Below are 19,898 nucleotides of genomic sequence, written 5' to 3'. Positions count from 1 at the left end.
CACCCGTCTGCAGGGCCGGCCTGATCGACGCCCGTCCCGGGCCGCCCGCCGATCGGCGCCGCCCGGTGGCGCCGATCAGCGCACCGCTTCGTCCGGATGTTCAGCGCACCGCTTCGTCCAATGCGCGTGCCACGTCCGCCAGCAGGTCGGCCGGGTCCTCGGCGCCGACCGAGAACCGGACGAAGCCTTCCGGTACGGCGTCGCCTCCCCACCTGGCCCGGCGCTCGGCCGTGGAGCGCACGCCGCCGAAGCTCGTCGCGTCGTCGACCAGCCGAAGCCCCGCCAGGAAGCGCTCGGCGGTCTCCTTGTCCGCCAGCACGAAGGAGACCACGGAACCGAAGCGCCGCATCTGTCGCACGGCGATCCGATGCGAGGGGTCGCCCAGCAGACCCGGATAGCGAAGCCCCGTCACCTCGGCGCGCTGCGAAAGAGCCTCCGCGAGCGCGAGCGCGGTGGTGCACTGCCGGTCGATCCGCAGCTGGAGCGTGGACAGGGAGCGGTGAGCGAGCCAGGCCTCCATGGGTCCGGGAATCGCGCCGACCACCTTGCGCCAGCGCCGTACGCCGGCCGCGAGCTGCGGGTCCCGGCAGGTCACATGGCCGAGCAGGATGTCACCGTGACCGGTCGTCCCCTTGGTGTCACTGGCCACCGAGAAGTCCGCGCCCAGCTCCAGAGGGCGCTGGCCGAGAGGGGTGGCAAGCGTGTTGTCGACGGCGACAAGCGCACCGGCCGCATGTGCGGCGGCGACGAGTCTGCGCACGTCACAGACGTCGAGCCCGGGGTTGGACGGGGTCTCGATCCACAGCAGTCTCGCGCCGTCGATGGCCGCCAGCTGGGCGTCCCCACCGGTCGGCGCGGTGCGTACCTCGACGCCGTACGCCTCCAGCTGTTCCCGGACCAGGGGAAGTGCCTGGTAGCCGTCGGCGGGCAGGACCACGATGTCGCCGGCGCGTACCTGGGACAACAGCACCCCCGAGACGGCCGCCATCCCGGAGGCGAAGACCGTCGTCTCGACCTGCTCCCCCGGTGCCTCCAGCTCACCGATGGCCCGTTCCAGGTGGGTCCACGTCGGGTTGGTCTCACGGCCGTAGGTGTACGGGCCCACGGGTTCGCCGGACAGATGGAAATGTGCGGCGAAGACCGGGCCGGGCAGCGTGGGCCCGTACTGCTCCGGTTCGGGCAGCCCCGCCCGTACGGCCCGTGTTCCGTCGCCCGTGGTACTCATCGTGGTTTCCTCTTCTCCCTGGTGTTCTCCGGTCCGCTCCGCACTGTGTCAGGAGGGGATGTATCAGTCCTCGTCGGGGAGCACCACGTTGAGGGCCCAGGACACGACCGAGATGATCAGCCCGCCCAGCACCGCGGTCCAGAAACCGTCCACATGGAAGTCCAGGTCGAAGACGCCGGCCAGCCATGAGGTCAGCATCAGCATCAGGGCATTGACGACCAGGGTGATCAGCCCGAGTGTCAGGATGAACAAGGGGAGCGTGAGCAGCTTCACCACGGGCTTGACCACGAAGTTGACCAGGCCGAACAGCAGCGCCACCACGAGCAGCGTGAGTATCTTGCGGCCGGTGTCGTCACCGGTCAGCGTGATGTCCTGGAGCAGCCAGATGGCTACGGCCAGCGCACCCGCGTTGGCGATCGTCTTGACTACGAAATTCTTCATGTGTCTGATCGTGGCAGACACGATCGGTGGTCGGCACCGGCCGACGGACGAGAACGGCGCGAGGGGCGGACGGACGATGAAGGCATTCAGACTGGACGAGCTGGAAGCGGAACGCGCGGCCAACGAAGGCGCTTATCTGCAGTTCGTCCGGGAGCGCAACATGTCCGTCGGGCTCTATGCGCTGGACGCCGGTGAGCTCGACCCCCAGCAGCCGCACAAGCAGGACGAGGTCTACCTCGTCGTCAGCGGCCGCGCCTCGATCACCGTCGGGTCGGAGACCACCCAGGTGGGCAGAGGAAGCGTCGTGTACGTACCCGCGGGGACCGCCCACAAGTTCCACCACATCACCGAGGACCTCAGGGTGATGGTCGTCTTCTCTCCGCCGGAGAGTTGAGCCGTTCCCCGGGTCTCCCTAGGGGATCGTTCAGGGGACTTCAAGGGCTCCGGGCCCCCCGGGAGGCCCTTCCGCGCCTCTAGCATCGGAGCAGGAACTCACGGATACGAGGTAAGGACGATGACGATGCGGGAGCTGTTCGCGGGGATGCCCTGGTGGGTGAAGTGGGTCGCGGTGCCTCTCATCGCGATCGTCGTGTTCGGAGGTCTGATCGCCAGCGTGGTCGGCTTCGTCATCGGCCTGCTGTTCAAGGCGCTCGTCTTCGTCGTCCTGGTCGGCGGTCTGATCTTCGTCGTACGCAAGTTCATGGCGTCCTCCTCACGCAGCGACTGGTAGGGCGGGCGCCGGCCGGCGTCCGAGGGGCTGGGGCGGGCCGGCCGGACGGTGCGGCTCACGGGACGGTCGGCCCGGTGATTAGCCCAGCTGAGCTAAGTACGCGGCAAAACTCCGACGGTTGCGGAGCGTGCCGATACAGTTGCACAACGCTGCCGCGGCTGGGATATGACAGACCGTCACCATCCTGCTCAGTGGTTTGTGCGACCGTCCGGTCTCCCGGACCCAGGCTCGCGGCGGGCCCGTGGGGGCGGCCCCCGCGGGAGGGCTGAGCGCCCGTCACCATGTCCGGGGGTGACCTGTGACCGCGGCATCGAGTACCACCGCTGTCCCGACGTTGATCGGCTCGGTTCAGCGGGCGTTGAGGCTGCTGGAGGCTGTGGGCGCCCATCGGGACGGGGCGCCGGCGAAGCAGCTCGCGCGTGAGGCGGGGTTGCCCCTGCCCACCGCCTACCACCTCCTGCGCACGCTGACGTACGAGGGCTATCTGCGCAGGGAGAACGGCGTCTTCCTGTTCGGTGCCGCCGCTGAGCGTCTCGGAGCGGGACCGGCCACCCCGCGGCCGGGCGTGATCGTCGAATCGCTCGCACGATGGGCGGACGCCCTTCGGGCCCCCGTGTACTGCGCCCTGTACCGCGACGGCGAGATCGAGCTGGTCGCGGTGGCCGACACCCCGGCGTTCCCCGCCGTGCGCGAGTGGGCCGCGTTCCCGGAGACCGGCCACGCCCACGCCCTCGGCCAGTGTCTGCTGGGGCAGCTCGACGAGCGGGCGCTCGAGGACCATCTGGACCGGCACCCGGTCCGGCAGCTCACGCGCTACTCCGTACGGGACCGACGGGAGTTCCTCGACCGGCTGAGGGTCATGAACCGGACGGAGCCTGTCGTCGAGCGGCAGGAATATGCCCTGGGGACGGTCTGTGCCGCGATTCCGATCACCGTCGGGTCGGCCGTGGCGGCGATGGCTGTTTCTCTCCCTCTGGAACAAGAAGAACGGTTGCTCGCTGCGATCGAACAACTACGCTGCGAAGTAACCACTCTCTTGCGCTCGTTCGTGTTCTCTATCAGTATCTGAAAAATCACTCCTTGTGATCCGCTATCGCGTGCACCACGATGGCGTCAATAGGGCCATGGGGGATCATTCCTGGCCAGATTCATCTACTGCGGGGTTGAACGATGCGCGAGTCGGTTCAAGCAGAGGTCATGATGAGCTTCCTCGTCTCCGAGGAACTTTCATTCCGTATTCCGGTGGAGCTCCGGTACGAGGTGGGTGATCCGTACGCGATCCGGATGACCTTCCACCTGCCCGGCGACGCCCCCGTCACCTGGGCGTTCGGCCGCGAGCTGTTGCTCGACGGCCTCAACAGCCCCAGCGGTGACGGCGATGTGCACATCGCTCCCACCGAGCCGGAGGGGCTGTCGGACGTACATATCCGTCTTCAGGTGGGTGCGGACCGCGCTCTCTTCCGGGCCGGCACCGCACCTCTTGTGGCGTTTCTCGACCGTACGGACAAGCTGGTGCCATTGGGTCAGGAGCACACGCTGGGTGACTTCGACGGAAATCTGGAGGAGGCGCTGGGCCGCATTCTCGCCAAGGAGCAGAACGCCGGCTGACCAGGGAAGGACGCCTGGACGCCGCACGACAGCGGAGCACGAGGACACGGAGCGGTGGCCCGGTGCTTCCGGTCAGGCCCTACGGCGCCGACCCTTCCCGGTCCGTACGGGTGCAGGAGCTCCGGCTCCCGCGCCGAGCCCCGTGCGGTCCGCGGAGACCACCAGCGCCGCGAGCACCGTCGTCACCGGCACCGAGGCGACCAGGCCGATCGATCCGACGAGGGTCCGGACGATCTCCTCGGCGACCAGTTCGCTGTTGGCGACCGTCCCCACGCTGCTCTGTGCGATGGAGAAGAGCAGGAGGAGGGGCAGCGCCGCGCCCGCGTAGGCCAGGACGAGCGTGTTGACGACCGACGCGATGTGGTCGCGCCCGATCCTGATGCCCGCGCGGTACAGCTGCCGTACGCCCATGGTCGGGTCCGCCTGGCGCAGTTCCCAGACCGCCGAGGTCTGGGTCACCGTCACGTCGTCGAGCACACCCAGCGAGCCGATGATCACGCCGGCCAGCAGAAGTCCACTCATGTCGATCTCCGGGTACAGCCCGTGGATGAGACCCGTGTTGTCATCGGTGTTGCCGGTCAGGCTCGCCCAGCCGATGAAGAGGGAGCCCAGCAGTCCGATCAGCAGCAGCGAGATGAGCGTGCCGATGACGGCCACGGAGGTGCGAGCCGTCAGACCGTGGCAGGTGTAGAGGGCGATCAGCATGATCGCGCTGGCCCCGATCACCGCGACGACCAGCGGGTTCGAGCCCTGCAGGATTGCCGGCAGGATGAACAGCGTCAGCACGGCGAACGAGATCGCCAGCGCGATCAGGGCCATCAGCCCACGCAGTCTTCCCACGACGACCACCGCGAGCGCGAAAATACCGGCCAGCAGGGTCATCGGGAACGTACGGTCGACGTCCGTCACCGAGTACTGCAGGTCGTGGGGGGCGTCGGGAGCGTACGCCACGACCACCCCCTGGCCTTCGCGCAGTTGCCGGGGAGCGTCGGGCTGGACGACCTCGACGAACGTGCGGCCCTTGTCCTTGCCGCTCGTGACCTCGACCGTGGCCTTCTTGCACAGCCCCGACTGTTCGGCGACCGCCTCGCGGCCCGAAGGCGTGGACGTGTCCCCGGTCGGGGGCACCTGGGCGGCGTTCACGTCCGCGCAGTCGACCTTGTCGACCCGTACCACTTTGCCGTCCTGGGTCTGCCGGTCGAAGCCGACGCCCGTGCGCTCGTGCGCGGGGGCACCGCCGGGCCAGAACGCGACGAGACCGACCAGGACGGCCGTGGCGAACGGGATCAGGACCGCGGCGATGACCTTACGCAGGTGCTTGGACACGGGTGCCGCGGGGCCGTGGCTGTGCGTGTGGCCGTGCGCAGGGGAGTGCGTGCTGCCTGCCGGGTGGCCGGGGGATTCGGGGGAGTTTCCGGGGGAGGTCACCCTGCGATCATCCCAAGAACGAAGGAGGCCCTCTGGCCAGCACGCCAGGAGGGAGGCTAGCGTGGAGACACCTTTGCACACGCGGGAGCTCGGAGCACCGGGCTGAGAGGGCGCTGACCTCCGTATTTCCTTACGGGAAACGCTGCGCCGACCGACGAACCTGTTACCGGGTAATGCCGGCGTAGGGAGTAGGTCTCATGACCACAGCGGACGCACGCACGCCTGCCTCGGCGCAGAACGCGCAGAAGACCGAGGCCGGGAAGTCCATCGGCTGGCACAAGGGGTACCTCCAGGGCTCGCGCCCGGAACTCCGGGTGCCTGTCCGTCAGGTGCACCTCACCAACGGCAAGGACGTGACGCTGTACGACACGTCAGGGCCGTACACCGACCCCACCGTCGAGACCGATGTCCGGCGGGGACTCGCGCCCCTGCGGGAGAACTGGATCGCGGCCCGCGGGGACACCGAGGAGTACGCCGGCCGCCCCACGCGTCCCGAGGACGACGGGGTGAAGCACACCGCGCCCCGGGGCGGACTGCGCAACCTGAACGCGGTCTTCCCGGGCCGCTCCCGCCGGCCTCGTCGCAGCCGTGACGGCCGGCCGGTCACCCAGCTCGCGTACGCCCGCCGGGGCGACATCACCCCGGAGATGGAGTACGCCGCGATCCGGGAGAACGTCGCGCCGGAGATCGTGCGCGAGGAGATCGCGGCGGGCCGGGCCGTTCTGCCGGCCAACGTCAACCACCCCGAGATCGAGCCGATGATCATCGGCAAGCGGTTCCTGGTGAAGGTCAACGCGAACATCGGCAACTCCGCCGTCACCTCCTCCATCGAGGAGGAGGTGGACAAGATGACCTGGGCCACCCGGTGGGGCGCGGACACGGTCATGGACCTCTCCACCGGCCGCAACATCCACACCACCCGTGAGTGGGTCCTGCGCAATTCCCCCGTGCCGATCGGAACCGTGCCCCTGTACCAGGCCCTGGAGAAGGTGGACGGCCGGGCCGAGGAGCTGACGTGGGAGATCTACAAGGACACCGTCGTCGAGCAGGCGGAACAGGGCGTCGACTACATGACGGTGCACGCCGGAGTCCGGCTGCCGTACGTCCCGCTGACGGCCCGCCGCAAGACCGGCATCGTCTCCCGCGGGGGCTCCATCATGGCGGCGTGGTGTCTCGCGCACCACAAGGAGTCGTTCCTCTACGAGCACTTCGAGGAGCTCTGCGAGATCCTCGCGGCCTATGACGTCACGTACTCGCTGGGGGACGGGCTCCGGCCGGGCTCCATCGCCGATGCGAACGACGAGGCGCAGTTCGCCGAACTCCGCACCCTCGGTGAACTCAACACCGTGGCCAAGCGCTTCGGCGTCCAGACGATGATCGAGGGCCCGGGCCACGTGCCGATGCACAAGATCAAGGAGAACATCGACCTCCAGCAGGAGATCTGCGAGGAGGCGCCGTTCTACACGCTGGGCCCGCTGACCACCGACGTGGCACCCGCGTACGACCACATCACGTCGGGCATCGGGGCGGCGATGATCGCCTGGTGGGGAACGGCGATGCTCTGCTACGTCACCCCCAAGGAACACCTGGGGCTGCCGAACCGGGACGACGTGAAGACCGGAGTCATCACGTACAAGATCGCCGCGCACGCGGCCGATCTGGCCAAGGGGCACCCGGGAGCGCAGGAGTGGGACGACGCGCTGTCGGACGCCCGTTTCGAGTTCCGGTGGGAGGACCAGTTCAACCTCGCGCTCGATCCGGACACGGCACGGGAGTTCCACGACGAGACGCTGCCCGCCGAGCCGGCCAAGACGGCCCACTTCTGCTCGATGTGCGGACCGAAGTTCTGCTCGATGAAGATCTCACGCGACATCCGCCGTCAGCACGGCGCCGGTCAGGACGAGATCGAGGCAGGCATGGCCGAGAAGTCGAGGGAGTTCGCGGCGGCGGGGAACAGGGTCTACCTCCCGATCGCGGACTGAGCCGGGACGCACTGCCCAACCGGGGGGACATCGAACGGTGTTCGACCGGTGGTCGTGTTCCCCTCCGGCGGCGCTGCCCGGGGCCACCCGGCCCCGGGCAGCGCCGCCGCCGTTTCCTCCCGGCTGTCCCGCCGGATCGGTGACGGGCGTCCGGTCGCGTCCGGTCGCGTCCGGTCTCGGCCGGGAAGTGCTCTCCGGCGAGCCCTTCGGCGGCAGTTCGGCGACGGTATGGACACGGTATTGCAGCAGGTAGATGTACGTTCTCGCAGCAGCTCGAAGGCTGTTGACGCGCACTTATCTGTGCTTTATGTTCCGCTGTGCTTGGCCGAAATGTGTGCGCCCCGACGGGGGGCGCCCGGGGAGGGATGCACAGTGAACTGGTACCTGGACGTACTCAAGAACTACGCGGGCTTCAGCGGGCGTGCGCGCCGCAAGGAGTACTGGATGTTCGTACTCTTCAACTTCATCGTTGCCCTGGTGCTGGTGGCGATAGGCGCGGCCATCGACACCCAGATCCCGTACTTCGTCTACCTGGCCGCGGTGCTGGTCCCGACGCTGGCCGTCGTCTTCCGCCGGCTGCACGACACCGGCCGCTCCGGCTGGTGGTTCCTGATCGCGTTCGTCCCTCTGGTGGGCGGCATCATCCTGCTCGTCTTCATGTGCCTCGAGGGTGTGCGCGGGCCGAACGAGTACGGCGCCGACCCGAAGCTGGCTCCCCAGGGAGTCTGATGGCGTGCCCCGGCAGGGGCTTCGCGGCACGGCAGAGGCCGGGACGGCAGTGAGCCGTCCCGGCCTCTGCCGTGCCGGGAGCAGGGGGCGAGGTGCTGGGACGGATACGTCGTGCGGCGGGCCGCCACCCGTACGCGACGGGCCGCACCGTGAGTACGGGAGGTGGCATCGTGGACGCCGGGCCGTATTCACTCAGGCCGGTGTTCGGGGCCACCGAAGTCGGGACTGGTGAAATCGGGGCTGGTGAAAGTGGGCCGCGGCCCGGCGGACGGGCCGTCCTGCGGGCCGGAGAAGGCGGGCCGGCTGTAGCCGATCTTCGGGATGCGGTCGGGGGACGGGTGCGGGATCCGGGCGGCGGGTCCCGCCGTCGGATCGGCCAGGGAGTCCCGCAGGAAGGGCAGGATGCCGCGTTCCAGCAGGGCGTGGCGCCAGGCCTCCCGGGCGCGCGCGACCTCCTCGGGCAGTTCGCCCCCCTCGTCGACCGCCGGCAGTGCCGTGGCGCCGTTGCGCAATGCGGTGACGAGGAGCCCTATCGCGGCCATCAGTATGGCCGCGGCGGCGACCGACGCGAAGACCCATCCGGCGGTGACCATCGTGGCGGCGAAGGCCAGGGAGGGGCTCACGGCCTTCAGGAGGTAGCCGAACAGCAGGAATATGAGGGCCGCCGTTCCGGCGAGCACGGGGGCCAGCGCGGTGATCACGGCCACCGTCCCGGCGCCCGTGCGCTCCGCTTCACCCTCGGCCGTCCCCGGAGCTTCCTCCGACGCCCCGGCCGCCGAGGCGCGCAGTTCGGCGCGGGCCTTCACGTAGTGCTCGTACTCGGTGGCTGCTGCGGACGTGATGAACGCGGTCGCGTCGAGTGCCCTCGTCCGTAGTTGTTCCGCGTTGAGCCGGTCCCCGACGCCGTCCAGATCCGGGCGTTCGCGGGCATGGCGCAGGGCGTCGGCCAGGATCCGCTCGTACTCGGGGCGGTCCTCGGCCAGCAGGTGCGGAGCGCTGTTCATCTGCATCCCCCGATGCTCCGTAGGGCCTGATCGACCGCGTGGGGCCGGGCGACCGGGCAGAACGGAGGAGAGCCTGCTACGGATACGCCGATGGTAGAGCGACTACGGCACGGCGTGACAGGGGGTTTCCGGAAATAAGGGCTGTCCCGCACTTCCCGGCGGGCGCGCGACGGCAGCTACGGCACCTCGCCGCGTTGTCGGAACGTCCACATACATGCAGTATGCGGACGTCCCTCCGCCTTGCGCTGCACCGCATCCGACGCCGCACGCTGATCCACCGGGAAGTGCGGGACAGCCCTGAGGTCCGGCCGACCGCGGAGTCAGGTCGTGATGCCTCTTCCCCGGCGACCGTCAGTCAGGCAGGGGGAGTTGGACGACCAGGAGCTTTCCGGCCATGGTCACTCCACCGTCCATGGCGATGGCCAGCCCGTCCGCGTACACGTGCGGACCGTCGACCACGGTGCGCTCGCTGTCCTCGCCGTCCTCCGACCCCACCTCGCCGAGCAGGTACGGGATGGGGCTGTGACCGTGGACGATCCGCCGGCCGCCGTACGTCGACATCAGGTCCCGCACGGCCTGCGCCCCGCCCTCGTCCCGGAAGGCGAACCTCTTGGTGAGCTTGCGGAACAGGTCCCAGCACTCGTCGGCGTCATGCCGCGTCAGGATGGCGTGCACCGTGTCGTTGACGTCCTCGATGGTGGATCCGTAATCGAGGTAGGCCGTCGTGTCGGAGTGCATGAGCAGGTGGCCGTCCTCCTCCACGACCGCGTCGAGGCGCGCCATCCACTGCAGGTGGACGTCCTGGAGCCGCTCCATGTCGGTCTTCTGCCCGCCGTTGAGCAGCCAGGCGGCCTGGAAGGTGGCGGTTCCGGCGCCCGAGTTGACCGGGGTGTCACCGAATCTCTTGGCGCCGATGAGCAGGAGCTCGTGGTTGCCCATGAGCGCCTTGCAGTACCCGCCCGCCGCCGCTGCCTCGGCGGAGAGCCGCATCACGAGGTCGATGACGCCGATGCCGTCCGGTCCACGGTCCGTGAAGTCCCCGAGGAACCAGAGACGTGCGTTACCCGCGGCCCAGTGGCCGTCGGCGTCGACGAGGCCCTGCTCGCCGAGGGCGGCGAGCAGTTCGTCGAGGTAGCCGTGGACGTCCCCGACGACGTACAGGGGCCCGCGGCCCTCGTCGCCGGCCGGACGCGTCTCGCCCGCGGCCCGCACCTGGACGGTGTCGCCGCGGTTGATGACGGGAAGGTCGCGCTCGGTGGGGGTGTACCCCTCCGGCGGCTCGCCGCCCGCCCTGACGTTGCCGGGGTGCGGCACGGGCGGGGGCATCGGCGCCTGCGCATACGGCGGTACGCGGAAGTCACGCAACGTCGCAGTCCGCACTACGGGTTCCTGACCGGCCCCCTGAGTCATCGACCCCTCCACCACCGTCGCGCCGCCGTACACCTGACGGGCCCTGCCTGGTAGAGGTGGTCCGCGGTGTCGTGCGCCCATCATAGGAACGCGGATCGTGCTGTGTGACGCACCAGGGGTGGTGAATCCGGGCCCACACGTGGTTCACCGGCCGTTTGGTCCGGATTAAGGGGATCAATCCCCGGCCGGTGAGCGAGGCGCACTGACCGTGGTGCGGGGCGGACGCCGTTGCGAGGACGTCCGGACGATGAGTTCCGTCGGTATCACCTGCTCGAGGGTGCCGTCGTGTTCGACTCCCTCGATGGCGTCGATGAGGAGCTGGACGACCGCCGTGCCGATCCTGCGGGGCTTGAGCGAGAGCGTCGTGATGGGCGGCTCCGTCGCCGCGTAGACGGTGGACTCGCTGCAGCAGACCAGCAGCAGGTCCTCGGGGACCCGTAAGCCGTAGCGGCGGGCCGCGGCGAGCAGATCGGTCCCGTTGGGGTCGAAGAGGCCGTACACCGCGTCGGGGCGGTCGGGCCGGGCGAGGAGACGGTCGGCGGCCACGGCACCCGCGCAGGGGTCGTGGGCCGGGTAGGACTCGTACACCGGATCCTGGCCGACCCGCTCGCACCAGTGGAGGTAGGCGGTGGTGGAGAGACGGGTGTACGTGTCGGTGGTGGTGCCCGTGAGCAGGCCGATGCGGCGCGCGCCGGCGGCCGCGAGATGGTCGAGGAGGTCGAGCACGGCAGCCCGGTGGTCGTTGTCCACCCAGGCCGTCACCGGAAGGGTTCCGGCCGGCCTGCCGTCCGAGACGACGGGCAGGCCCTGGCGCACGAGCTCGGTGACCACGGGATCCTGGTCCGAGGGGTCGATGACCACGGTGCCGTCGAGGGCCACGTTGGACCAGACGTCGTGCCGCGAGGTGGCGGGCAGGATCACGAGGGCGTACCCGCGGGCGAGCGCCGCCGAGGTGGCGGCTCTCGCCATCTCCGCGAAGTACGCGAACTCGGTGAAGGTGAAAGGTTCATCTCCGTAGGTGGTCACGGTCAGGCCGATGAGCCCCGACTTGCCGGTACGGAGGGTTCTGGCCGCGGCGGACGGGCGGTAGCCCAGTCGTTCGGCGACCTCGCGGACATGGCGGCGGGTGGCGTCCGGGAGCCTGCCCTTTCCGTTGAGCGCGTCGGACACGGTCGTGATGGAGACCCCGGCCGCCGCGGCTACGTCCCGGATCCCCGCCCGCCCCGGCCGACTGCGCCGGGGCGTCTCTGTCCGGCTCACCTGGTGCTTTCCTGCTGCTGTCATAGCGAGCCGATAGTAGGGCTCAGACGGTGGGTCGGGCCGGACGCACAGGCATGCGTCGGCAGGCACGTTTCTGCAAGGCGGCGAGAGAGTAAGTACCTTGCGAAAAAAGGTACTTACCGGATCTGGCATCGATAAGACAGGTGTCGGTGTGTGCGTGCCTGCCGTAGGGCCCATGTCTCGAAGAGGTCTCAACTCACCTCTTCGAGGGATGCGCGCCAGGGCGCGAGCCACCGGCGTGCGTCGAAAAGCTCGGCGCTCCCCCCTCCTCGCCCGGGCCGGGCCGTCCCCGGGGAGCGGGATCCGCCCGTCGGCTCCCGTCCCGGGGCGGTGCTCCGGGCCGATTCGTCCCGGGCCGTTCGCAGGGGAGGCCAATCCTCATAAGGTGAGCAGTATTGATGTGAACAGACGGTCGAGGAGGACCTGCGGTGAGCGAGACGAGCCCCAAGCTGCGCGCCGAGCTGGACGGCGTCCCTGCGTACGTACCGGGGAAGCCGGCGGCCGCCGACGGACCGGTCGCCTTCAAGCTGTCCTCCAACGAGAACCCGTATCCGCCGCTGCCGGGCGTGATGGAGTCGGCACTCGCCGCCGCCGCCCACTTCAACAGGTACCCGGACATGGCCTGTACCGGCCTGATGAACGAGCTGGCCGACCGCTTCGGTGTGCCGGTCTCGCACCTCGCCACCGGAACCGGCTCGGTCGGGGTCGCGCAGCAGCTGCTCCAGGCCACCTCCGGCCCCGGTGACGAGGTCGTCTACGCCTGGCGCTCCTTCGAGGCGTACCCGATCATCACCCAGGTCAGCGGTGCCACGTCGGTCAAGGTGCCCCTGACCGGCGGAGACGTGCACGACCTCGACGCGATGGCGGACGCGATCACCGACCGTACGCGGCTGATCTTCGTCTGCAACCCCAACAACCCGACGGGGACGGTGGTGCGCAGGGCGGAGCTGGAGCGGTTCCTCGACCGGGTGCCGGCGGACGTGCTGGTGGTGCTCGACGAGGCGTACAAGGAGTTCGTCCGCGACCCCGAGGTGCCGGACGGCATCGAGATCTACCGGGACCGGCCCAACGTGGCGGTGCTCCGGACCTTCTCCAAGGCGTACGGGCTGGCGGGTCTGCGGGTCGGTTTCGCGGTGGCGCACGAGCCGGTCGCGGCGGCGTTGCGCAAGACGGCGGTGCCCTTCGGCGTCAGCCAGGTCGCCCAGGACGCCGCGGTCGCCTCCCTGCGCGCCGAGGACGAACTGCTGGGCCGGGTCGGTTCCCTGGTCTGCGAGCGCACCCGGGTCCACGAGGGGCTGGTACGGCAGGGCTGGACGGTTCCCGAGTCCCAGGCCAACTTCGTCTGGCTGCGGCTCGGGGATCGGACGTCCGATTTCGCCGCGGTGTGCGAACGCGCTGGGGTGGTGATCCGGCCGTTCGCAGGGGAGGGCGTGCGGGTCACCATCGGGGAGTCCGAGGCGAACGACGCGTTCCTGAAGGTGGCGGAGTCGTACCGGCAGGGACTGTAGGCGCGATCTCGGTACGGGCGGGGAGCGTGAGGCTCCGGCCCGTATGCACTTCGATGGCCCCCGGACCTCACCACTGAGGTCCGGGGGCCATCGGCGTTTGTGTTCCGTGGTGCTGGTGACGTGGTTTCCGGCCCCCGGTGCGGATGCCCGTCCGCCCCTCCCGCACGCGGAGCCGAGCCCCGGCCGCCCGCCGACGACCTGATTGTGCGGTCATCGGCCGAAAACCACCCCCCGTCGAAGAGATCGAAAGTGCGTGCGCCATAATTGCTTGTGAATGTGAACGCGTTCACAAGCGCGTCCCGTTTTCTCCCGTGATCAATGGGTCTGGGTGGGCGGGCTGCGGCTGTGATCGCGGCGACGCAAGGAGAAATGGGCGTGAACCTAGCTCTGGCACCAGAGACTCTGGCGCGATGGCAGTTCGGCATCACCACCGTCTACCACTTCCTGTTCGTCCCTCTGACGATTTCCCTCGCCGCGCTCACTGCCGGCCTGCAGACCGCCTGGGTGCGCACGGACAACGAGAAGTACCTCAGGGCCACGAAGTTCTGGGGCAAGCTGTTCCTGATCAACATCGCCATGGGTGTGGTCACCGGCATCGTGCAGGAGTTCCAGTTCGGCATGAACTGGTCCGACTACTCGCGGTTCGTCGGTGACGTGTTCGGCGCCCCGCTCGCCTTCGAGGCGCTGATCGCCTTCTTCTTCGAGTCCACCTTCGTCGGGCTGTGGATCTTCGGCTGGGACAAGCTGCCGAAGAAGATCCATCTCGCCTGCATATGGATGGTCTCCCTCGGCACCGTCCTGTCGACGTTCTTCATCCTGGCGGCGAACTCCTGGATGCAGCACCCGGTCGGCTACCGCATCAACGAGGAACGCGGCCGTGCCGAACTCACGGACTTCTGGCACGTGCTCACCCAGAACACCGCGCTCGCCCAGTTCTTCCACACGATCACGGCCGCCTTCCTCGTCGGCGGCGCCTTCATGGTGGGCATCGCCGCCTTCCACCTGGCGCGCAAGAAGCACATCCCGGTGATGCGTACCTCTCTTCGGCTCGGACTGGTCACCGTGGTGGTCGCCGGCCTGCTCACCGCCGTCAGCGGTGACGTGCTCGGCAAGGTGATGTTCAAGCAGCAGCCCATGAAGATGGCGGCGGCCGAAGCCCTGTGGGAGGGCGAGCACGGAGCACCCTTCTCGCTCTTCGCGGTCGGTGACGTCGCCGAGGGACACAACACCGTCGAGATCTCGGTCCCGGGAGTCCTGTCCTTCCTCGCGGACGACAGTTTCACCTCCTACGTGCCCGGTATCAACGACATCAACAAGGCGGAGCAGGAGAAGTACGGGCCGGGAGACTACCGGCCCAACATCCCGGTGGCCTTCTGGAGTTTCCGCTGGATGATCGGGTTCGGCATGGCGTCCCTCATGCTCGGCCTGCTGGGCCTGTGGCTGACGCGCAAGAGGTTCATGGTGCCGCAGGCGTTGCGCACCGGCGAGGACGAGGTGCCGCATCTGGTGCTCTTCGGGAACAAGGTACTGAGCCCGAAGCTCACCAAGCTCTACTGGATCACTGCCCTCTGGACCATGCTCTTCCCGCTGATCGCCAACTCGTGGGGCTGGATCTTCACGGAGATGGGCCGCCAGCCCTGGGTGGTCTACGGCGTCTTCCAGACCCGCGACGCGGTGTCCCCCGGCGTATCACAGGGTGAGGTCATCACCTCCATGATCGTCTTCACCGCCCTGTACGCGGTGCTCGCCGTGATCGAGGTGAGGCTGCTCCTGAAGTACGTCAAGGCCGGACCGCCGGAGCTCACCGAGGACGACCTGAATCCGCCCACCAGGATCGGCGGTCACGACCAGGACGCCGACCGGCCGATGGCCTTCTCCTACTGAGAGCAGCGGAGCTGAGAGATGGAACTCCACGACGTCTGGTTCGTACTCATCGCCGTCCTGTGGACCGGCTACTTCTTCCTGGAGGGTTTCGACTTCGGCATCGGTGTCCTCACCAAACTGCTCGCCCGTGACCGCACGGAGCGACGGGTCCTGATCAACACGATCGGCCCGGTCTGGGACGGGAACGAGGTGTGGCTCCTCAGCGCCGGCGGTGCGACATTCGCCGCCTTCCCGGAGTGGTACGCCACGCTCTTCTCCGGTTTCTACCTGCCGCTGCTGGTCATCCTGATCTGTCTGATCGTGCGCGGAGTGGCCTTCGAGTACCGCGCCAAGCGGCCCGAGGTGCGCTGGCAGACCAACTGGGAGCACGCGATCTTCTGGACCTCGCTGATCCCGGCCGTGCTCTGGGGAGTGGCCTTCGGCAACATCGTCCGGGGCGTGAAGATCGACGCCGACATGGAGTACGTCGGCAGCCTGACGGACCTGCTCAATCCGTACGCCCTCCTGGGCGGGCTGGTCACGCTGTTCCTCTTCACCTTCCACGGCACGGTCTTCGCCGCGCTCAAGACCGTGGGGGACATCCGGCAGCGGGCGCGCAGGCTGGCCCTGAAGACCGGGCCCGTCACGGCCGTGCTCGCGCTGGCCTTCCTGATCCTGACCCAGGCCGACCACGGTGACGGATGGAGCCTGCTGGCCCTGGTGGTCGCCGCGGTGTCGCTGGTGGCGGCGATCGGTGCCATCGCACGGGGCCGCGAGGGGTGGTCGTTCGCCCTGTCCGGCCTGACCATCGCGGCGGCGGTCGCGATGCTCTTCCTCACTCTCTTCCCGAACGTCATGCCGTCCTCGCTGAACGACGCATGGAACCTCACGGTCACCAATGCCTCGTCCAGCCCCTACACCCTCAAGATCATGACGTGGTGTGCGGGCGTCGCCACCCCGGTGGTGCTGCTCTACCAGGGGTGGACGTACTGGGTGTTCCGCAAGCGCATCGGTACCCAGCACATAGCCGATGCCCACCCCACCCACTGAACGCACCGGGCGGACGAACGCCATGAGCACCCTGGGGAGCTGTTTCACGTGAAACCGATCGACCCGCGCCTGCTCCGGTACGCGCGCACCACCCGCTTCTTCCTGGCGGCCGTGGTGGCCCTCGGTATGGCCGGAGCGGCGCTGGTGATCGCTCAGGCCATGCTCGTGGCCGAGGTGGTGGTCGGCGGATTCGAGGACGGGCTGACCACTGCCGGGCTCCGTACGCCCTTGGTGCTGCTCGCCGCGGTGGCACTGGGCCGGGCCTGCGTGGCCTGGCTGACCGAACTCGCCGCTCACCGTGCGAGTGCCGCGGTCAAGTCCGAGCTGCGCGGCCGGCTCGTCGAGCGGGCCGCGCAGCTCGGACCCGACTGGCTGGGCGGGCAGCGCACCGGGTCCCTGGTGGCGCTGGCCACCCGGGGTGTCGACGCCCTCGACGACTACTTCTCCCGTTACCTCCCTCAGCTCGGGCTCGCCGTCGTGGTCCCCGTGGCGGTTCTGGCCAGGATCGTCACCGAGGACTGGGTGTCGGCAGCGATCATCGTGGTGACGCTGCCGCTGATCCCGCTCTTCATGATCCTGATCGGCTGGGCCACCCAGTCCCGGATGGACCGCCAGTGGCGTCTCCTGTCGCGGTTGTCCGGCCACTTCCTCGACGTCGTCGCCGGGCTTCCGACCCTGAAGGTGTTCGGCCGGGCCAAGGCACAGGCCGAGTCGATCCGTACGATCACGGCGCAGTACCGCAGGGCGACCCTGAAGACCCTCCGGATCGCGTTCCTCTCCTCCTTCGCCCTGGAACTGCTCGCCACCCTCTCCGTCGCGCTGGTCGCCGTGACGATCGGCATGCGGCTCGTCCACGGCGAACTCGACCTGTACACGGGACTCGTCGTCCTGATCCTGGCGCCCGAGGCATACCTGCCGATCCGCCAGGTCGGAGCGCAGTACCACGCGGCGGCGGAGGGGCTCTCGGCGGCCGAGGAGATCTTCGCCGTACTGGAGACGCAGCCCCGGGCGGCCGGCGACGAGGCGGTGCCGGCCTCGCTGCGACTCGAGCTGGAGGGCGTGACGGTCAGGCGTCCGGGCCGTGCCGCGCCGTCGCTGGACGCGGCCTCCCTGGTGGTGGAGCCGGGCGAGACCGTGGCCCTGGTCGGCCCCAGCGGCATCGGCAAGTCCACGCTGCTGGACGTGATCCTGGGGTTCGCGGTACCGGACGAGGGACGCGTACGCGTCGGGGGAACCGATCTCTCGGCCCTCTCCCCCGGGCACTGGCGCGAGCACATCGCCTGGGTGCCGCAACGCCCCCACCTCTTCGCGGGAACGATCGCCGAGAACGTACGGCTGGCCCGTCCCGAGGCGGACGACGACGCGGTCGCGGCAGCTCTCCGGCAGGCGGGCGCCCACGCCTTCGTGGCCGCCCTCCCCGACGGGACGGCAACGGTGCTCGGCGAGGACGGCGCCGGACTCTCCGCCGGCCAACGGCAACGGCTGGCGCTGGCCAGGGCTTTCCTCGCCGACCGGCCGTTGCTGCTGCTCGACGAGCCGACGGCCGGCCTCGACGGCGAGACGGAGGCCGGCATCGTCGATGCGGTACGGCGGCTCGCGGCGGGACGCACCGTCCTGTTGGTCGTGCACCGTCCGGCACTGCTGGCGGTCGCGGACCGGGTGGTGGCGCTGGGGCCCCGTGAACCGGCATCCACGGTGAGTGGCGCGCCGGCGGCGACCGAGCCCGAGCACCGGATCACCGCCCCCGCCCCGGCTCCGGGTGAGCCGGCCGGCACGGGGGAGTACGGGGCGCTCGTGGACGCCCCTGTAGGTGCCGGGCGCCGGGTGTTCGCGCGGGTGCGGCGGGCGGCCGGTGGCCGGCGGGGGAGGCTCGGCCTGGCGCTGCTGCTGGGAAGCCTGGCCGTGGGGTCGTCCGTCGGCCTCATGGCCGTCTCCGGATGGCTGATCTCCCGGGCCTCCGAACAGCCGCCGGTGCTCTATCTGATGGTGGCCGTCACGGCGACCCGCGCCTTCGGAATGGGCCGGGCGGTCTTCCGCTACGCGGAGCGCCTGGTGTCCCATGACGCGGTGCTCAGGATGCTCGCCGACCTCAGGGTCGCCGTGTACCGCGGGCTCGAGCGCATCGCGCCCGCCGGCCTGCGGACGGTGCGGCGCGGTGACCTGCTGTCCCGGCTCGTCTCGGACGTGGACGCGCTGCAGGACTACTGGCTGCGCTGGCTCCTGCCCGCGGGCACCGCCGTCCTGGTCGGGGCGGGGGCTGTCGGGTTCACCGGCTGGCTGCTCCCCCAGGCAGGTGCCGTGCTCGCCGCCGGGCTGCTTCTCGCGGGCGTCTGCGTGCCCCTGGTGAGTGCGGCCTGCGCCCGGCACGCGGACCGTCGGCTGTCCCCCGCCCGGGCCGCGCTGGCCGTCCGGGTCGCCGACCTTCTCGAAGGGACGGCGGAACTGACGGTCGCGGGCGCGCTGCCCGCACGCAGGGAACGGGTACGAGTGGCCGACGCGCTCCTGACCCGGATCGCCTCGCGCGCCGCGACGGCGACCGCGCTCGGAGGCGGACTCTCCGCCCTGATCTGCGGGCTCACCGTGGTGGGCGCGGCGGTCGTCGCCCTGCCCGCGGTGCACGACGGGCGGCTGGCGGGTGTCGAACTCGCCGTCGTGGTCCTCACCCCGCTCGCGGCCTTCGAGGCCGTGACGGGCCTGCCGCTCGCGGTCCAGTACCGCCGACGGGTCAGGCGCAGCGCGGAACGGGTCCACGAGGTACTGGACGCTCCCGTTCCCGTCCGGGAGCCCGCGGCACCGGCCGACGTGCCCGCGTCACCGTTCCCGCTCGTCGTGAGGGGGCTGTCGGCCCGGTACGACGGTGCGGAGCGCGACGCCCTGCACTCCGTCGACCTGACGCTGCTCCCCGGCAGGCGGGTGGCCGTGGTCGGGGCCTCAGGTTCGGGCAAGACGACGCTCGCCCACGTCCTGCTCCGCTTCCTGGACGCCCGGGAGGGCAGTTACCGCCTCGGGGGCGTCGAGGCGTCGGAGCTCGACGGGGACACCGTGCGGCGCTTCCTGGGACTGTGCGCCCAGGACGCCCATGTGTTCGACAGCTCCGTCCGCGAGAACCTGCGCCTGGCCCGCACCGGGGCGACGGACGAGGAACTGTGGGACGCCCTCGCAGGGGCGAGGCTGGGGGACTGGGTCCGGTCCCTGCCGGACGGGCTCGACACCCTGGTGGGCGAACACGGCGCCCGGCTCTCCGGCGGGCAGCGTCAGCGGCTCGCGCTGGCCCGCGCGCTCCTGGCCGACTTCCCCGTGCTCGTCCTCGACGAGCCCGCGGAACACCTCGACCTGGCGACGGCCGACGCCCTGACCGCGGACCTGCTGGACGCCACCAGGGGGCGCACGACCGTACTGATCACGCACCGGCTGGCCGGACTGGAGGCCGTGGACGAGGTCCTGGTGCTGGACGCGGGCCGGGTGGCACAACGGGGGGCCTACGCCGCGCTGGCCGCCCAGGACGGGCCCCTGCGGCGGATGCTGGACCGCGAGCGGGAACCCGGGGTGCTCGTGGGTGGCCGAAGGGCCGCGTGGCCGACCTCTTCCGGGCAGCATGCGTGAACGAAGGCCGTCCGGTCCGGCGGACGCGCGACGCCG

At 69.7% G+C, this 19,898-nt stretch carries 16 protein-coding genes; 10 read left to right on the top strand and 6 right to left on the bottom strand.

Features of this window, described 5'->3' with window-relative positions; translation table 11 throughout:
- Window positions 1–100 precede the first annotated feature (100 nt).
- Complete coding sequence (locus BA175_RS13975; RefSeq protein WP_069171590.1) at window positions 101–1,225, bottom strand: cystathionine gamma-lyase; 1,125 nt, start codon at window positions 1,223–1,225, stop codon at window positions 101–103.
- A gap of 63 nt (window positions 1,226–1,288) precedes the next feature.
- Complete coding sequence (locus BA175_RS13970; protein WP_069171589.1) at window positions 1,289–1,666, bottom strand: phage holin family protein; 378 nt, start codon at window positions 1,664–1,666, stop codon at window positions 1,289–1,291.
- Between the two features lie 76 nt (window positions 1,667–1,742).
- Between BA175_RS13970 and BA175_RS13965 the strand changes: the two genes are divergently transcribed.
- From BA175_RS13965 to BA175_RS13950, 4 genes are all read left to right on the top strand, one after another.
- The gene (locus BA175_RS13965) at window positions 1,743–2,060 is read left to right on the top strand and encodes a cupin domain-containing protein (RefSeq protein WP_069172111.1); all 318 of its coding nucleotides are present in this window, start codon (window positions 1,743–1,745) and stop codon (window positions 2,058–2,060) included.
- A gap of 126 nt (window positions 2,061–2,186) precedes the next feature.
- A complete protein-coding gene (locus BA175_RS13960; protein WP_069172110.1) occupies window positions 2,187–2,396 on the top strand; it encodes a DUF5326 family protein in 210 nt (69 codons plus the stop codon).
- A 334-nt stretch (window positions 2,397–2,730) separates the two neighbouring features.
- Window positions 2,731–3,465, top strand: a complete 735-nt coding sequence (locus BA175_RS13955) for a helix-turn-helix domain-containing protein (RefSeq protein ID WP_079159638.1) — start codon at window positions 2,731–2,733, stop codon at window positions 3,463–3,465.
- A gap of 101 nt (window positions 3,466–3,566) precedes the next feature.
- Window positions 3,567–4,004: an SsgA family sporulation/cell division regulator gene (locus BA175_RS13950; protein WP_069171588.1), complete on the top strand. Its 438-nt coding sequence runs from the start codon at window positions 3,567–3,569 to the stop codon at window positions 4,002–4,004.
- 72 nt (window positions 4,005–4,076) lie between these two features.
- On the opposite strand, the gene BA175_RS13945 is transcribed toward BA175_RS13950, so the two are convergent.
- Complete coding sequence (locus BA175_RS13945; RefSeq protein ID WP_069171587.1) at window positions 4,077–5,432, bottom strand: YibE/F family protein; 1,356 nt, start codon at window positions 5,430–5,432, stop codon at window positions 4,077–4,079.
- A gap of 197 nt (window positions 5,433–5,629) precedes the next feature.
- Here BA175_RS13945 and thiC point away from each other — a divergent pair, with 197 nt between their 5' ends.
- Together thiC and BA175_RS13935 are read left to right on the top strand one after the other, a co-directional pair.
- On the top strand, window positions 5,630–7,414 hold the full coding sequence (thiC, locus tag BA175_RS13940) for a phosphomethylpyrimidine synthase ThiC (protein ID WP_069171586.1): 1,785 nt from the start codon (window positions 5,630–5,632) through the stop codon (window positions 7,412–7,414).
- Window positions 7,415–7,786: 372 nt separating this feature from the next.
- A complete protein-coding gene (locus BA175_RS13935; protein WP_069171585.1) occupies window positions 7,787–8,143 on the top strand; it encodes a DUF805 domain-containing protein in 357 nt (118 codons plus the stop codon).
- Window positions 8,144–8,331: 188 nt separating this feature from the next.
- Here the strand turns inward: BA175_RS13935 and BA175_RS13930 are convergent, their stop codons facing one another.
- From BA175_RS13930 to BA175_RS13920, 3 genes are all read right to left on the bottom strand, one after another.
- Window positions 8,332–9,153 carry a hypothetical protein gene (locus BA175_RS13930; protein WP_069171584.1) on the bottom strand — a complete coding sequence of 274 codons (822 nt, stop codon included), beginning with the start codon at window positions 9,151–9,153 and terminating at the stop codon, window positions 8,332–8,334.
- Between the two features lie 345 nt (window positions 9,154–9,498).
- Window positions 9,499–10,557: a metallophosphoesterase gene (locus BA175_RS13925; RefSeq protein WP_069172108.1), complete on the bottom strand. Its 1,059-nt coding sequence runs from the start codon at window positions 10,555–10,557 to the stop codon at window positions 9,499–9,501.
- Between the two features lie 174 nt (window positions 10,558–10,731).
- The gene (locus BA175_RS13920) at window positions 10,732–11,841 is read right to left on the bottom strand and encodes a LacI family DNA-binding transcriptional regulator (protein WP_069171583.1); all 1,110 of its coding nucleotides are present in this window, start codon (window positions 11,839–11,841) and stop codon (window positions 10,732–10,734) included.
- Window positions 11,842–12,266: 425 nt separating this feature from the next.
- Here BA175_RS13920 and hisC point away from each other — a divergent pair, with 425 nt between their 5' ends.
- The 4 genes from hisC to cydD all read left to right on the top strand — a co-directional run bounded on the left by hisC (window position 12,267) and on the right by cydD (window position 19,862).
- Window positions 12,267–13,346, top strand: a complete 1,080-nt coding sequence (gene hisC / locus BA175_RS13915; RefSeq protein ID WP_069171582.1) for a histidinol-phosphate transaminase — start codon at window positions 12,267–12,269, stop codon at window positions 13,344–13,346.
- Between the two features lie 375 nt (window positions 13,347–13,721).
- Window positions 13,722–15,230 (top strand): cytochrome ubiquinol oxidase subunit I, encoded by a 1,509-nt coding sequence (locus BA175_RS13910; RefSeq protein ID WP_069172107.1) that lies wholly within the window; start codon window positions 13,722–13,724, stop codon window positions 15,228–15,230.
- Between the two features lie 18 nt (window positions 15,231–15,248).
- On the top strand, window positions 15,249–16,259 hold the full coding sequence (gene cydB / locus BA175_RS13905; RefSeq protein ID WP_069171581.1) for a cytochrome d ubiquinol oxidase subunit II: 1,011 nt from the start codon (window positions 15,249–15,251) through the stop codon (window positions 16,257–16,259).
- 48 nt (window positions 16,260–16,307) lie between these two features.
- Complete coding sequence (gene cydD / locus BA175_RS13900; protein WP_069171580.1) at window positions 16,308–19,862, top strand: thiol reductant ABC exporter subunit CydD; 3,555 nt, start codon at window positions 16,308–16,310, stop codon at window positions 19,860–19,862.
- Window positions 19,863–19,898 lie beyond the last annotated feature (36 nt).

It is taken from the genome of Streptomyces griseus (assembly GCF_001715295.1).
Taxonomy (GTDB): Bacteria; Actinomycetota; Actinomycetes; order Streptomycetales; family Streptomycetaceae; genus Streptomyces; species Streptomyces griseus_G.
This window is presented reverse-complemented; position numbering and strand designations above follow the sequence as displayed.